The organism is Pseudomonas sp. TWI628, assembly GCF_039673865.1.
In the GTDB taxonomy this organism is placed as follows: domain Bacteria; phylum Pseudomonadota; class Gammaproteobacteria; order Pseudomonadales; family Pseudomonadaceae; genus Aquipseudomonas.
The window spans coordinates 133,426-148,202 of the sequence record NZ_JBDJMM010000013.1 but is presented as its reverse complement, the minus strand read 5'-3'; the positions used below and the strand labels follow the sequence as shown (position 1 = coordinate 148,202).

General features: G+C 65.1%; 14 protein-coding genes. 7 read left to right on the top strand and 7 right to left on the bottom strand.

Translation table 11 applies throughout. From position 1 onward, the window contains the following. Positions 1–35: 35 nt before the first annotated feature. Positions 36–593, top strand: coding sequence for a DUF2589 domain-containing protein (locus ABE528_RS12425; protein WP_346653126.1), 558 nt, complete (start codon positions 36–38; stop codon positions 591–593). A gap of 7 nt (positions 594–600) precedes the next feature. Here the strand turns inward: ABE528_RS12425 and ABE528_RS12420 are convergent, their stop codons facing one another. From ABE528_RS12420 to ABE528_RS12410, 3 genes are read right to left on the bottom strand one after another with little or no spacing between them, the layout of a single operon-like run. Then, complete coding sequence (locus tag ABE528_RS12420; protein ID WP_346653125.1) at positions 601–4,275, bottom strand: translocation/assembly module TamB domain-containing protein; 3,675 nt, start codon at positions 4,273–4,275, stop codon at positions 601–603. Then, positions 4,272–6,014, bottom strand: coding sequence for an autotransporter assembly complex family protein (locus ABE528_RS12415; RefSeq protein WP_346653135.1), 1,743 nt, complete (start codon positions 6,012–6,014; stop codon positions 4,272–4,274). Before ABE528_RS12415 ends, ABE528_RS12420 begins: the two co-directional genes overlap by 4 nt. 53 nt (positions 6,015–6,067) lie before the next feature. Further along, positions 6,068–6,718 (bottom strand): GNAT family N-acetyltransferase, encoded by a 651-nt coding sequence (locus ABE528_RS12410; protein WP_152957865.1) that lies wholly within the window; start codon positions 6,716–6,718, stop codon positions 6,068–6,070. A 163-nt stretch (positions 6,719–6,881) separates the two neighbouring features. Between ABE528_RS12410 and xthA the strand changes: the two genes are divergently transcribed. Continuing rightward, a complete protein-coding gene (gene xthA / locus ABE528_RS12405) occupies positions 6,882–7,694 on the top strand; it encodes an exodeoxyribonuclease III (RefSeq protein WP_152957864.1) in 813 nt (270 codons plus the stop codon). A 107-nt stretch (positions 7,695–7,801) separates the two neighbouring features. Here xthA and ABE528_RS12400 read toward each other — a convergent pair whose 3' ends face one another. After that, complete coding sequence (locus ABE528_RS12400) at positions 7,802–8,554, bottom strand: anti-sigma factor (protein ID WP_346653124.1); 753 nt, start codon at positions 8,552–8,554, stop codon at positions 7,802–7,804. Further along, a complete protein-coding gene (locus tag ABE528_RS12395) occupies positions 8,551–9,072 on the bottom strand; it encodes a sigma-70 family RNA polymerase sigma factor (RefSeq protein ID WP_346653123.1) in 522 nt (173 codons plus the stop codon). Before ABE528_RS12395 ends, ABE528_RS12400 begins: the two co-directional genes overlap by 4 nt. A gap of 130 nt (positions 9,073–9,202) precedes the next feature. On the opposite strand from ABE528_RS12395, the gene ABE528_RS12390 reads away from it, so the two are divergent. From ABE528_RS12390 to ABE528_RS12375, 4 genes are all read left to right on the top strand, one after another. Further along, the gene (locus ABE528_RS12390) at positions 9,203–10,249 is read left to right on the top strand and encodes a catalase family peroxidase (protein WP_346653122.1); all 1,047 of its coding nucleotides are present in this window, start codon (positions 9,203–9,205) and stop codon (positions 10,247–10,249) included. Beyond that, positions 10,246–10,779: a cytochrome b gene (locus tag ABE528_RS12385; protein WP_152957860.1), complete on the top strand. Its 534-nt coding sequence runs from the start codon at positions 10,246–10,248 to the stop codon at positions 10,777–10,779. The genes ABE528_RS12390 and ABE528_RS12385 overlap by 4 nt, the downstream gene beginning before the upstream one ends. An 86-nt stretch (positions 10,780–10,865) precedes the next feature. Next, a complete protein-coding gene (locus tag ABE528_RS12380) occupies positions 10,866–12,071 on the top strand; it encodes an MFS transporter (protein ID WP_346653121.1) in 1,206 nt (401 codons plus the stop codon). A 78-nt stretch (positions 12,072–12,149) separates the two neighbouring features. Further along, positions 12,150–12,695 carry a cupin domain-containing protein gene (locus ABE528_RS12375; RefSeq protein WP_012314247.1) on the top strand — a complete coding sequence of 182 codons (546 nt, stop codon included), beginning with the start codon at positions 12,150–12,152 and terminating at the stop codon, positions 12,693–12,695. Between the two features lie 38 nt (positions 12,696–12,733). On the opposite strand, the gene ABE528_RS12370 is transcribed toward ABE528_RS12375, so the two are convergent. Next, entirely contained in the window at positions 12,734–13,327 is a 594-nt protein-coding gene (locus tag ABE528_RS12370) for a 2-hydroxychromene-2-carboxylate isomerase (RefSeq protein ID WP_152957858.1), read from the bottom strand. Between the two features lie 26 nt (positions 13,328–13,353). Beyond that, positions 13,354–14,085, bottom strand: a complete 732-nt coding sequence (locus ABE528_RS12365; protein ID WP_346653120.1) for an SDR family oxidoreductase — start codon at positions 14,083–14,085, stop codon at positions 13,354–13,356. A gap of 95 nt (positions 14,086–14,180) precedes the next feature. On the opposite strand from ABE528_RS12365, the gene ABE528_RS12360 reads away from it, so the two are divergent. Continuing rightward, positions 14,181–14,771, top strand: a complete 591-nt coding sequence (locus ABE528_RS12360) for a DUF4157 domain-containing protein (RefSeq protein WP_152957856.1) — start codon at positions 14,181–14,183, stop codon at positions 14,769–14,771. Positions 14,772–14,777 lie beyond the last annotated feature (6 nt).

Below are 14,777 nucleotides of genomic sequence, written 5' to 3'. Positions count from 1 at the left end.
CAGCGGGGCCTCTTCCTGCCTCAGGAGCCAACATCTTGGACAACCCACCAGCCCCCATGACCGCCATCGACCTGCGCGATATCACCCGCGGTCTCCAGGAGGCCGCTGCGGCCACCAACAGCCTGATAGCCCAGCAGTACATCAACCTGTTCGATCAATTTTTCGACTGCGACACCCAAGCGCTTGGTAGCCCGATGAAGGCGAAGATGGTCGAGGTTGCCATGGACGACCGCCACCTCATGCGCGTGCCTCTGTTCGCCCTGGTGGCACCCAAGGGCCTGACCCTGGAGCGCATGCAGGTAGACCTGTCGGTGCGGGTAAAGGCCACCGAGGGGCTGCATGCCTTACGCGAGGCAAGTGAACAGGCCGGTGCCGCCAGCTTCAAGGTGACGATCGGCGCACAGGGCCGCCAGGCTGAAGCCCGGGACCCTGACGAAGTGCAGATCCGCATGCAGTTTCATGCCAGCGAACCACCCGAGGCACTCAACCGCCTGATCGAGGAGTACACCAAGCTGATCACCCCCATCCGCAAGCCCGACACGCCTGCCCCCGCCGAAACCAACGAATTCATCGAGGCCGCCACCGTACGCTGACGCGCCCTCAGAAGTCTCGCTTGTAGAAAATATCCAACGAGCTTGCCAGCCCGCTGGCGGCTTCGAGATACACCTTCTTGCTGAGTTTGTAACGCAGCGCAATGGTGTTGGCCGGCTCGAACACCCCGACCCCGTAGCGCAAGCTGAGCTTCTCGGACAGGTTGCCACTGGCTACCACGCTGGTGCTGTTACCGGAGCCTTCGGTGTCCAGCTGGAAGTCATCGATCCCCAGGCCCGATGCCAGGCTGCCGGTAATCCCGGCACTGCCCGCCAGGCCCAGGCCCAATGCCGCTTCGGCGAGCATGTTGTTGTCCTCACCAGAGGTCCCCAGCGGGCGCCCGAGCACCAGATAGGACAACGCCTGCTCCTGGCTCATGGCCGGTTCCGAGAACACCGTGGTAGTCGGCTGCTCGGCACTGCCACTCAGGCGGATACCGGCAATCACATCGTCGACCTTGCGGATGGCCTCGATGTCCAGGTAGGGCTGGTCGATCGGCCCGGCGAACAGCAGCCGTGCGCGGCGAATGATCAGGCGCTGGCCGTAGGCACGGTAGCGGCCATCGGCCAGGCTCAACTCGCCTCGGGTGTCCATGTTGTCGCCAATGTGCACATGGCCAAGCAAGTTGGCGGTCAGGCCGAAGCCGCTGAACGACAGCGTGTCCTGCCCCACGACCACGTCGATGTCCATGGCCATCGCCATGGGCGGTTTACCCTCTTCGGTCTGGTGGCCAACAATGACCGTGTCGTCCGAGACCTTGACGGTAGAGGGTGGCAACTCGCGCACAACGATCTTGCCTTTGGGCACCAGCACCTTGCCGGTCACCGCCAGCTTGTCGTCGATCAGGCGCAGGTTCAGGTCTGGTGCAACTTCCAATGTGGCGTATGGCTCCACGGTCACGGGCAGCTGCTGGCCCTGCAGACGCAAGTCCATGCCCAGGGCCTGGCCCCAGGTCAGGTGACCGTTGAGCTGGCCGCGCCCGGCTTCCCCGCTGCGCCAGCCGCCATTGATCTGCACCTGCTCACCGGCGATCAAGGCCTGTAGCGACAGATCCTGCAGGCTGACCGGCAACTCGGCACCACTGACCTCGCCACCACTGAGCATCAGGTTGCCGTTGACCTGTGGCGCCAGCAAGGTGCCGGTCAAGCGCCCGCTGCCATTCAACTGCCCGGCCAGGCGCTCGACCATTGGCACAAACGGACGGGCGATCGACAGGTCCAGCCCGGCCAGGCGGAAGTCGCCCGACAGCGGCTTGTTCTTGCCCAACGGATCGAGGCGCGTGTTCAGGCTCAGTTCACCCAGGCGTTCACCGCGAAAATCCAGGCGTGTGTCGACCCTGCGTGGCGCCAGGGTGCTGTCCAGGCGCAGGGCCTGGTATGGGAAGTCGATCCAGCGGCCCTTGTCGCGAACGCGCAACGTACCGCCACTGGCATCGATACGCACGTTGCCTTTCGGGCCGCTGGCCGGAATATCCAGGTTCACGTCGGCGTTGAGCATGCCCTGCCAGGCAAAGTCCTTCGGCAGCCATTGCGCCAGGCTATCCAGCGGGAACTGCTTGAGGTGATAGCGCAGACGCGGCTCAGGCGCCAGGCGTTGGTCCTCGCCGCACAGGCTGGCCTGACCGGAGCGCCAGCAATGAGCAGCGAAATCCATCTGGCCACTGGCCAGCCGCTGCAGGCGGGCCGGAGCCTGCAGTTGCCAGTCCTGGCCGCCGGCCTGGATCCTGCCGCTGGCCAGGCGACCACGCCAGTCGCCCTTGTTCAGTTGACCATCCAGACCCAGGTCGAGCTTGAGCTGTGGGCCGTCCAGCGCCAGGGTCAGTGCCTGCTGACGGATGTCGCCCTTGCCATTGGCCTGCAAGGTGCCCAGCAGCGTGTCACCCAGGCGGATGCCGCTGGCCTTGAGGTCGATCACGCCCCGTTGAGCGCTGTCCAGGCGGGCCTCCAGATCAAGCCGCTGGAGGCGGTTTTCTTCCTGTGCCAGTTGCTGGCCCTGCAGGGTCAGGTTGCCCTGCGGCGCATTTAGCGTGCCGCTGACGTCCAGGCGCCCTTTTACCTGCCCTTGCAGCCTCGGCCACAGCTGGCCGAGCCGCGGCAGGTCGAGGTCGACACGCCCGGCCAGGCGCTGCTGCAGGCTGCCACTGCCGTTGATCCGGTTATCGCCCAATTGCACGGCCAGGGCGCCGAGCGTCCAGTTCTGCCCGGCCCCTTGTGCCTCGACCTTGAGCACCGCCGGCTGCCCGCGCAGGCGCCCCTTGAGGTCGAGCTGGGCATTCAGGCTGAGCTGCTCACCTTTCATTTCACCCTTGCTGCGCAACGGCCCGGCGAGGGTGCCGGGCAGCTCGGCGAGCCAGTAGGCAGGGTCCAGGGCCGACAACTGCAGGTCGACGTCCCAGGCCAGGGTATCGGCGAAGCGCACCGCGACGCTGCCCGCCGCCTTGCCCTGCCCGGCCGTCAGCGCCAGTTGCGGCAGGCGCACCTGGCCCAGGTCACCTTCGAACGGGCTGGCCAGGGTGAACGCCCCGGCCGGGCCATCGAGGTCACCGTTGAAGGTGCCTTGGTAATTGCCATCCTGGTATTGAACCTGGGCATTGAAACGCTTGAGGGTAACCTGCGGCGGTGTTTCCAGCGGATACAGGCGCAACCACGGAAAGTCCTGCCAATCCAGTTGGGCGTCGGCCTTCAGCGCCTGCTGCCAGTCTGCGCTGGCCTGCAGCTTGACGCGCTGGGTGTCACTGGCGGTCAGGTCCAGGGCATCCAGCTTGGCGCCCTTGGCGTCCACCTTGCCGGTCAGCACCAGTGCGATCGGTGCCTGCTCGGCCGGCAGGCTGGCGCTACCCGACAGTTGATAGCCTTTGAGCAGGTCGCCCCGGGCATCCAGCACGAGCTGATCGAGCTGCAACGTGTCGGGCAACGAAGCCGCTGGCTTGAAGGCCTCGGCGCGAATCTGCAGGTGCGCCGGCAGGTGTTCGGCAAGGGCCTGTACCGTCCCGCTCAGGCGTGCATCAAGGTAGCCGCTGCTGGTGGCATCGAGGGTAAGGGTTTTCTGCAATTCACCCTTGGCGTTCAGCGCCAGTTGCCATGCCTTGCCCTCTACCTCAGGCAACTGCACCTGGCCTTGAAGTTGTAGCGGCCAATCGCCTTCAGGCTGTAGATCGCCCTGCACTTGCACGTGCAAATCGTCACGTTGCAATTGCAGGCTGTCGATGCGCAGGCCACTCGCTGTCCAATGCGCCGCCAGTTGCAGATCGCCAAGCAGATCACTGCCATCCAGGCGCAACTGCCCTACCTTCACCTCGCCCACCTCGATCGCCACTGGCAAGCGCAGTGCAGGTAACTGCAGCGGACCGCTTTCGGCTGGTTGATCGCTTGGCACGAAGGCCATGTCGACCCGCTGGGCATGCAACCGGTCGATACACAGCGTGGCGCGCATCAGGCAAGCCGGGGACCAGCTCAGTAGCGGCGCCTCCACGTGCACCGTGTTGCCGCCGTCGATCCAGCTCAAATGGCTGGCCTGCCAGGTACCCGCCAGGCGCCCCTGGAAATCGTCGATCGTCAGCCCTGGCACCCGGCCGAGTGCCCAGCGGCTGCCAGCTTCGGTACCCAGCAACAGGCCCAGGGCCAGGGCCACCAGTAGCACACTGCCGAGCACGCCCAGCAGAATGAATTTCAACACACGCATCACAGCTCAGGCCCCATGGAGAAGTGCAGGCGAATACCGCCGTCGTCATCGAGTGCCTTGGCCAGGTCCAGGCGCAACGGCCCTACCGGCGAGACCCAGCGCACGCCGAAACCGACCCCGGTCTTGAGGCTGGGCAGCTCCAACGTGTTGAACGCGTTGCCCTGGTCGATGAAGGTTGCCACGCGCCATTTTTCGGCCAGCGAATACTGGTACTCGACACTGCCCGCGACCAGATAGCGGCCGCCGATGCGGTCGCCGTCGCTGTTCTTCGGCGACAAGGTCTGGTAGTCGTAGCCGCGCACGCTCTGGTCGCCACCGGCAAAGAAACGCAGCGACGGCGGAATGTTGTTCTTGTAGCCGTTGGTGGCGCTGCCACCGAACTGCACCCGCCCAAGGAAACGGTGATTGTGGCCGACGGTGGTCAGACCCTTGAGCAGCACATTGCCGTGCAACAGGTTGGTGTCGGACATCAGCCCTTCCTTGGCTACCTGGGTGTCGAACTGCAAGCGGTAACCGTTGTGCGGGTCGATGCGGTTGTCACTGCGCAGGTAGGAAAAGCTCACGCCTGGCATCAGCAGATTGCTCAGCCCCGAATCATCGCCCAGGCGATACTCTTCGCGCTGGTACTTGAGCGAGATCACCCGCTGCCAGCCACTGGCCAGCTTGCTGTGCCACTCCGGGCCGACGGTCAGCAGCTTGCTGAGGGTGTCGGTGCCGGCGATTTCTTCGTTCTGGTAGCCGCCGGCGAAGCGCAGTTTGTCGGTCAGGGGAGGATCCAGCGGCACGTCGTACCACAAGCCGACGTTCTGCCGCGGCGCCGAAATCTCGGTTTCCCAGCCATAACTGTGGCCTTGCGGGTTGACCCAGTGCCGTGTCCAGTTGGCCTTGCCACGCGGCCCCACGTCAGTCGAGAAGCCCAGGCCCAGGCCCATGGTGCGGGGCTTGCGGGTGTCGAGGCGGACGTCCACCGGGATGTCTTCGCCCACCGCCGCAGTAGGCGCGGCATCGACCCGCACGCCTTCGAAATAGCCGCTCGATTGCAGGTCGTTGTTGAGTTGGGCGATCAGTTCGGAGTCGTAGGGCGTGCCAGGCTTGAACGAGACCATGCGCTGCAGCAGGTCTTCGTCGAGCGGCGTGTCACCCGTGAATTTCACCGCCCCGAGGCGATAACGCGGACCGCTCTGGTAAACCAGCTCGATATCCGCCACACCGGCCTGAGGGTCGACCGCCAGGCGCTGGCGCGTGAAGTGGCCATTGAAGAAGCCATAGCGCGAAGCCTGGTTCTGGATCAGCCGCTTGGCATCTTCATACAGGCCATGGTTGAGTTGTTCGCCCGCCCTCAGGGCCCTGCTGTCAGGCACGCGAAAGGCTTTCATCTCGCTGGCCGGCCCTTCGACGCGCACGGTCACGTTGCGCAGGCGCACCGGCTCGCCGGGGTCGATCTTGATGATCAGTTGGGGGGGCTGGTCGGCCTTGGCTGGCGGCTTGACCTCGGTATCGATCTGCGCCTGATAGTAGCCAAGTGCCTGCGCAGCCTTGCGCGCCTGCTCCTCGGCCCCACGACTGAAACGCAGCAGCGCTTCTTCATCGCGGTCTCCGAGGGTACCGATATAGCCTTCGACATTGGCCTTGAGCTCCTTGTTGGCGGGTTTAACCTTCACCAGCAACTCGCTCTGGCCCCATGCTGCAAAACTGGCGGCCCAGAAAACCAGGCCCCAGGTTAGTCTTCCTGAATACGTCATGCGGCGCATGCTACCAGAGCCAGGCGCTCAAGGGAGGCGCCTGGCGGCCCACTTCAAGCAATTGATGGTATGGATGACACTGGATTGGGATGAAAGAACACTCTTTCTCGGATTGGCCCTACAGCGACCTCGCCTATCTCTTCATAGCCCTGGCGCGCGTAAAAGGCCAGGTAATGCTCGTTGCCAGAGTCCAGCACCACGCCCTGGGTGTTGGGGTCTTCCGCACACCAGTCGTGAACCGCTTGTAACAATTGTTCGCCGTAGTGGCAGCCGCGAAATTGTGGATGCACCCCCAGCAATGGCAGCATGTGCACCTGCCCGGTCGGCAGACAGCTGGCCAACGCCGCCTGGTAATCCATGTAACGCCGGGTGCAGCGCTGGCCGGTGCCCAGCAACATGCGCAAACGCCAGGCCCAGCTGTCGGCCACACCCAGGCGACGTTGCGGCGGCACGATCAGGGCCAGGGCGATCAGGCGGTCATCGAGCAGCAGGCCGATGGCCGGCAATTGCAGATAAAAGTGCTGGCGTACCCACTCGCGCACCATTACCCGCAGCCGGCGCTCGTAGCCTGGGCGCTGGGCTTCGAAGATATAGGCGAAGGTCGGTTCGTGACGGTAGGCGTTGTACAACAGCGAGCGTGCCTCACGGCTGTAGCCGTCATCGAGGGTGCAGATACGCGCCTGGGCGGCAGGGGCTTCGAGCATGGCGGGTAGTCCTCCTGGAAAGGGCATGTCAATGCCTTGGAGGTGCTCCACTGCGCATCGTTCACCTCATCCAGCACGTTAGCAGTGCCCGGACCAAGCTGCCACGCTGGTGATGAATGCCGATGTCGGCTAGCATCCGGCCTTTTACCAGGATTGTCTTTCCATGAAGATCGTCTGTTTCAACATCAACGGCCTGCGGGCCCGCCCGCACCAGCTGGCGGCGCTGATCGAAAAGCACCAGCCGGACGTGATCGGCCTGCAGGAAACCAAGGTCAGCGACGATCAGTTCCCGCTGGCCGATGTCCAGGCGCTGGGCTACCACGTGCACTATCACGGCCAGAAGGGCCACTACGGGGTCGCCCTGCTCTCGCGCCAGGCGCCGCTGAGCCTGTTCAAGGGCTTTGCCACCGATGAAGAAGATGCCCAGCGCCGCTTCATCTGGGGCACCTTCGCCGATGCCGACGGCACCCCGATCACCATCATGAACGGCTACTTCCCGCAAGGTGAAAGCCGTGACCACCCCACCAAGTTCCCGGCCAAGCAGCGCTTCTACAGCGACCTGCAGGCGCTGCTCGAAGGGCAGTTCAAGAACGACCAACCGGTGTTGGTGATGGGCGACATGAACATCTCGCCCCAGGACTGCGATATCGGTATCGGCCCGGACAACGCCAAGCGCTGGCTGAAAACGGGCAAGTGCAGCTTCCTGCCGGAAGAGCGCGAGTGGATGGAGCGCCTCAAGGGCTGGGGCCTGGTGGACAGCTTCCGCCACCTGTACCCGGAGGTGGCAGACCGCTTCAGCTGGTTCGACTACCGCAGCCGCGGCTTCGAGGACGAACCCAAGCGCGGGCTGCGCATCGACCTGATCATGGCCTCCCAGGCCCTGGTGCCGCGGATCAAGGCGGGCGGCGTGGACTATGAGTTGCGGGGGATGGAAAAGCCTTCGGACCATGCGCCGATCTGGCTCGAACTGGGATGAGTTGTCCGTGGTGCATGCCGTCAGGGATGTGTCGCCGGTGAGACCGAGCGCCGCGCGGGCGGCGCTCGACCTCAAATCCCCTGCATGCCTCAAGCCAGAAACACCCGCTACAACCCCAACCGCAACGCCTCCCCCACACCCGCCCCACGCCCATCGTCCGCCGCACTGACCAGGGCAAAGTTGTACGCCCCGTGCGACCAGTACCGCGCCTCCAGCTGCCCATCGACCCGTTGCCCCTGCGGCATGCGCTCATAGCGATCACCCGGCGAGCGCAGGAACAGGCTGATGCGCTGGCCGTTGCGATCCTGGAACACCAGCAGCGCCGCCGGCCCCTGCTCGTTGCTAAGCAACCGCGCGCCCACCGGTTGAAAACCGTAACCCGCCAGGTCCGGCAACTGCCCCACGCGGCTGAAATGCCGGCCCAGCCAGTCGCGCAGCTGCGCCTGGTCACTGGCCTGGATATCCAGTGCCTCACTGCCAGCGAACAACCGATGAGCCTGCACCGCATCGGCCATGGGCAAGTCATGGCTGGCCAAGGTCACCTGCCGCGCCTGCCACCCCCCCACTCCGCCGACCCCCATGGCCAGCAACAACACCGCCGCCGAAGCCAGCCGCCGCTGCCGGCGCTGGCGCACCCGCTGCTGCACCTGACGCAAATCGAGGGTGGCCGCCCCAGGCTGCTCGGCAAACCCTGCCAAGGCCGCACGCAAGCGCCGGGCATCGTTGCGCCAGGCCTCGACCCGCGCTGCTTGCTGCGGGTTGGCCGCCAGCCAGGCCTGTACCTCGGCGCGCCGCGCGGGCGCCAGGCGGTCGTCGATATAGGCGTGCAGCTCGTCTTCACCGGGAATCAGGCGTGTCATTTGAGTCTCCGCAAGGCCGGCGGCTGGGGGTTGCCCTCGGTCAGTTCTCGCAAGGCAGCACGGGCACGCGACAGGCGCGACATCACCGTGCCAATAGGAATTTGCAGGGCCTGGGCCGCTTCCTTGTAACTCAGCCCCTCGATGCTGACCAGCAACAGCAAGGCCCGCTGCTCGGTCGACAGGTGGGCGAAGGCCTGCAAGTCGGCCTGGGCCAGGACGATGTCCTCGGTATTGTCGCCCACCGCTTCGTGTTCAACGGCGCCGCGGCCGAACCACGACAGCCAGCGGGCATGCAGGCGCTCGCGGCGCTTACCATCGAGAAACAACCGATAAAGAATGGTGAACAGCCAGGCGCGCAGGGCCTCGGCTTCGCGTTGCTGGCCACGGCGGCTCAAGGCGCGCTCGACCGTGGCCTGAACCAGGTCATCGGCGCTGCCGGGCTCACGGGTCAGCCACACGGCAAAGCGGCGCAGGCGCTGCAACAGCTCACGCCATTGCTGTTCGTCCAGATCGTGCATGGTCAGGTACCGGGCGCTGGGGTTGTCAGTGTATGGGGCAGACGCTTGGCAAGAAAATCTATTCCCGCCGCTGGAATAAGTTTTTCCCTGACCCGTCGTACCGGCACCTTCACTGAACCGGATGACTACCATGAACTCACCCTTGCAAGGCCCCGCCAAGGCGCTGCGCCTGGCCGGCATAGGCGCCGTGATGCTGGCGCTGGGGGCCGGCTTCGCCTATGCGGCCGGCTGGATCGGCGGGCCGCAACTGACCCCGCAACGCATCATCGACACCTTCGAGGCCCAGGCCGGCCACCATCCGGGCTACCGCAAGAACCACGCCAAGGGCCTGTGCATCAGCGGCTACTTCCAGCCCAGCGGGCAGGCCGCGACCTTGTCCACTGCACGGGCCTTCAGCCAGGCCCGGGTGCCGGTGATCGGCCGCTTCGCCATCGGCGGTGCCAACCCGTTCGCCCCGGACACTGGCGTACCGGTGCGCAGCCTGGCAATCCAGCTGAGTACCGATGACGGCCAGATCTGGCGTACCGGCATGAACAACCCACCGGTGCTGGCGGTGAGTACCCCGCAAGGCTTCTACGACCAGGTGCTGGCAGGCGCGCCAGACCCGGCCACCGGCAAACCGGACCCGGCAAAGCTGCAGGCATTTTTCGCCGCCCACCCGGAAAGCGCAGCGTTTCGCCAGTGGGCGGCGGGCTACAAGCCCAGCGACAGCTTCGCCAGCACCCAGTATCACAGCATCAACGCCTTCCGCCTGATCGATGCCAGCGGCACGGCGCACCCGGTACGTTGGCAGCTCGAACCGCAAACGCCATTCACCGCCCTGCCCGGCCAGGTCGACGACAAGCAGTTCCTCCAGCACGACTTGCAACAGCGCCTGGCCCAAGGGCCACTGCGCTGGACCCTGCGCCTGGTGCTGGCCGACCAGGGCGACGCGGTGGACGACCCGGCCCGCCCTTGGCCGGCCGAGCGCCGTAGTGTCGATGCCGGCACCCTGGTGGTCGAACAGGTCGACGCCCCCGAACAAGGCGCCTGCCGTGACCTGAACTTCGACCCATTGATCCTGCCCAGCGGCATAGAGCCCTCCGCCGACCCGATCCTCGCCGCCCGTTCGGCGGCCTATTCGGAATCCTTCAACCGCCGCAGCCGCGAGACTCTCGGCGCAGGAGCACAGCGATGAAACCTGAAGTCTTCCACCCCTTGGCGCGCCTGGTGCACTGGCTGATGGCGATCCTGATCATCAGCATGCTGTTCATCGGCGTGAGCATGATCGGTGACCTGTCACCGCGCCACCCGCTGCTGATCGAACTGCACAAGGCCACCGGCCTGGCATTGCTGGTGCTGGTCATCGTGCGCATAGGCCTGCGCCTGACCTTGCCACACCCGCCGTTGCCAGCCGACCTGCCCGCGTTTCAGCGTTTTGCTGCTGGCGCCTCGCATCTGCTGCTCTACGGCCTGATGCTGGCCATGCCGCTGCTGGGCTGGGCGATGCTGTCGGCGGGCGGCTACCCACGCCCCCTGCAACTGCCGGCGATCGCCCCGCACGACCTGCAACTGTATGCCGTGCTGCGCCAGGCCCATGGCTGGGCCGGTTACCTGCTGTTCGCCACTGTGCTGGTGCATTTGGGCGCGGCATTGATGCATGCCCTGGTGCGCCGGGACGGCGTGTTGCGTAGCATGTGGCCAGGCCCCGTGCGGCGCAGCGAATGACAGGCTGATGCCCGGGGGCCCTCGACAAACAACAATTATTCTCATTAAGCTCGACAGCTCTCTTGTCGACCTGCCCTGGACTGCTGATGAACGTCGCAAAGGATCCTGCATTACTGACACCCGCCAACACGCTGGACATGCGCCCGCTGCTGCTGGCCAACATGGCCTGCACCATGTCGATGATGGCCTTTGTCGCGCTGATCGGGCCGATCTCGCGCCTGCTCGGCATGGCCACCTGGCAGGCCGGCGCGGCGGTGACCGTGGCCGGTGTGGTCTGGGTACTGCTGGCCCGGCCATGGGGGCGGTTGTCCGACCGCCTGGGGCGCCGCCGGATCCTGCTGCTGGGCAGCGCCGGCTTCACCGTGGCCTACTGGCTGCTGTGCCTCTTTGTAGAAGGGGCACTGCGCTGGTTGCCGGGGGCGGGCCTGGCATTCGTCGGGCTGATGCTGGCACGCGGCTGCATCGGTGCCTTCTACGCCGCCATCCCGGTGGGCTGCAATGCGCTGATCGCCGACCATGTCGAGCCGCAGCGGCGGGCGCGAGCCATGGCTTCGCTGGGCGCGGCGAATGCCGTCGGCCTGGTGGTGGGGCCGGCGCTGGCAGCGGTGCTGGCACAGCACAGCCTCAGCCTGCCGTTTCACATCATGTCGTTGCTGCCAGCCAGCGCCTTCCTGGTATTGCTGTTCAAGCTCAAACCCCAGCCCCTGGCGCAAAGCCATGCGCCCAGCCCCGTCCGGCTCAGCGACCCGCGCTTGCGCCGGCCGCTGCTGGTGGCGTTCAGCGCCATGCTCAGCGTCACGGTGTCACAGATCGTCGTCGGCTTCTTCGCCCTTGACCGCCTGCAACTGGCGCCGACCGATGCCGCGCAGGCTGCCGGTATCGCCCTGACCACCGTCGGCGTGGCGCTGATCCTGTCGCAGGTATTGCTGCGCCAGCTGGAGTGGCCGCCGTTGAAGATGATCCGGGTCGGCGCCAGCGTGTCGGCGCTGGGTTTCGCCTGTGGCGCGCTGGCCACCACGGCGCCCTGGCTGTGGAGTTGCTACTTTGTCGCTGCGGCCGGCATGGGCTTTGTGTTCCCGGCGTTTTCCGCGCTGGCGGCCAATGCCATGCAGGCCTCGGAGCAAGGCGCCACCGCAGGCTCGATTGGCGCCGCCCAGGGCATGGGCGCGGTGATCGGCCCGCTGGCCGGAACGCTGGTCTATGCCCTGGACCCACGCCTGCCGTTCCTGGCAGTTGCACTGCTGTTGCTGCTGGTTGGGCTGTGGCCGCTGCCGCGTGACCAACGTGCCTGAAAGCACAGCGCGCAAGCGTGCAGAGTATGTTTTAATGCGTCGCTAATTATTTTAAACACCTCTGATTACAAGGCGGCTATGGACACGGGGACGCGACTCAAACTGGTGCGTGAACGCAACAACCTCTCCCAACGGGAACTGGCCCGCCGCAGCGGGTTGACCAACTCGACGATCTCGCAGATCGAACAGAACCGTGTCAGCCCATCGGTCAGCTCCCTGAAAAAACTCCTCGAAGGGATCCCCATGACCCTGGCTGAGTTCTTCAGCTTCGACGAGCCGGTGCGCGAAGAGCGCTTCGTGTTCCGCGCCAGCGAGCAGCCGGACCTGGGCCGCAATGGCCTGCGCATGCTGCTGGTCGGCGCCAGCGTCGAGGCCCGGCAGATGCGCATGCTGCGCGAGCTGTATGCCCCGGGTGCCGATTCGGGCGAGCCGATCGTGCATGCCGAAGGCGAAGAATGTGGCCTGGTTACCCGTGGCACCGTGGAACTGTGGGTCGATGGCCAGGTGAGCGTCCTCAACTCGGGCGATGGCTACTACATCCCCACTACCCTGCCGCACAGTTTCAAGAACATTGGCCAGGACGAGGCGGAAATCATCAGCGCCAACACCCCGGCGAATTTCTGAGCCAGGTTTGGCCTCGCCCATGGCGAGGCCATCCAGCCTCAACGGCTCAACGCTTCTTCGACGAAATCCAGGCGATCCTGGCCGAAGAACATCTCCCCGTCGACAAAGCAGGTCGGCGCACCGAACACGCCCCGCGCAACCGCCTCCTCGGTCACTCGCTTGAGTTCGGCCTTTACCTCGCCATCCGCCGCCAGCGCATGAAATGCCTCCGGGTCGAAGCCGGCCTGGCGCAGCGTTTCATCCAGTGTCGGGCCATCGCTCAAGTTACGCCGGTGTTGCCAAAGCCCTTTGAACAGCACGGCCAACAATGCTTCGAATTGCGCTGGCGCACGTAGCTGCATGCCGATGGCGCCGCGCATCAGGGTCAGCGTGTTCACCGGGAACCCCGGCGGCAGCCCGAACGGCACGCCATAGCGGCGGGCGTAACGGCCAAGGTCGGTGGTCATGTAGCGGCCCTTGGCAGGGATCATCGCCGGCGACGCGTTGCCGGTGGCCTGGAACACCCCACCCAGCAGCATGGGCCGGTAAATCAAAGCCGCACCCTGCCTGGCGCAAAGTGCAGGCAGCTGGGTCCAGGCCAGATAACTGGCCGGGCTGCCCAGGTCGAAGTAGAACTCCACGGTCTTGCTCATACGTCACGCTCCTTGGTCAGTAAGGCTTACCAGCGCTCCATCCACGGGCGCAGGTCCAGTTCGAAGGTCCAGGCATCACGGGGCTGGGCATGCAGGAACCAGTAGCTGTCGGCGATGTGCGCCGGGTCGAGAATGCCGTCCTGGTCCTTCAATGCGTAGCGTTCGGGGAACGTGTCGCGGATGAACGCGGTGTCGATGGCACCATCCACCACCACATGGGCAACGTGGATGTTTCGCGGGCCAAGCTCCCGCGCCATGCTCTGGGCCAGGGCACGCAGGCCATGCTTGGCCCCGGCGAAGGCGGCGAAACCGGCAGCGCCGCGCGTGCCTGCGGTGGCGCCTGTGAAGAGGATGGTGCCGCGCTCACGGGTGACCATGCGCCGGGCCACGGCCTGGGCGGTCAGGAAGCCCGCGAAGCAGGCCATTTCCCAGATCTTGAAGTATTTGCCCGGTGTCTCCTCCAGGATACTGCACGGCACATTGGCGCCGATATTGAAGACAAAGGCTTCGATCGGGCCGATATCACGCTCGATGGTTTCGACCAGCTCGGTAACCTCCTGTTCCTTGCGCGCATCCGAGCCGAAGCCATGGGCCTGGCCCCCTTCAGCACGGATTTCGTCGATCAGCGGCTGCAGCTTTTCGACCTGACGGCGGGTGACACACGCGACATAACCCTCACGGGCAAAGCGCTTGGCGATCGCGCCACCGGTGGCGTCCCCGGCACCGATCACCAGCACCACTTTTTGTTGTTCTGCCATGCCTGCCTCCCGAGTGAATGATCATCTGGCCAACGAACGCTATGTTATGATCACGCGCCCCGTCAAAGCTCATCTCGGCCAGAACTGCCTCCATAATGAAGCCATTCCTCCTTCTGCTCGCGCTGCTGGCAACCCCCGCGCTGGCCGAACAGGCCTGCCCGCCCGGGCAGTATCAGGTGTGCCTGATGGGCTGTTTCTGCGCGCCGATCGACCCCGGCCAGGCCGGGCAGATTCTCAAGGATGTCGAGACCGTGGCGTCTAGTAGCCTGGCGTTTGCCTTGCAACAGGCTCGCGACGAGGCCACCGCCAGCGGCAGTCAACCGATCCCTTTGCACATCCGCGCGCAACTGGAGCCCTGGTATGACTTTGCCGTGCTCGATGCCGCGCGCTACCGGGTCGGTAACGAGCAGCAGGTCACGGCGGCCAACGCCATGCTGCAGAACCCGGACGTGAACGCGGTGACGCTGATCGACACCATCATCTTCCGCCATGCCAGCGATGCCGAGGACAACGTAGCGTTGTGGGCCCATGAACTGAAGCATGTGCAGCAGTATCAGCAACTGGGCGTGAATGAGTTTGCCCGGCGCTATACGCGCAACTACGAAGAGCTGGAAGGGCCGGCCTACAAGATCGAGGCCGAGGTGGGCAAGGCATTGCGCGAGCGCAGTTCCGGGCAGGCTCGATAGCCTGTA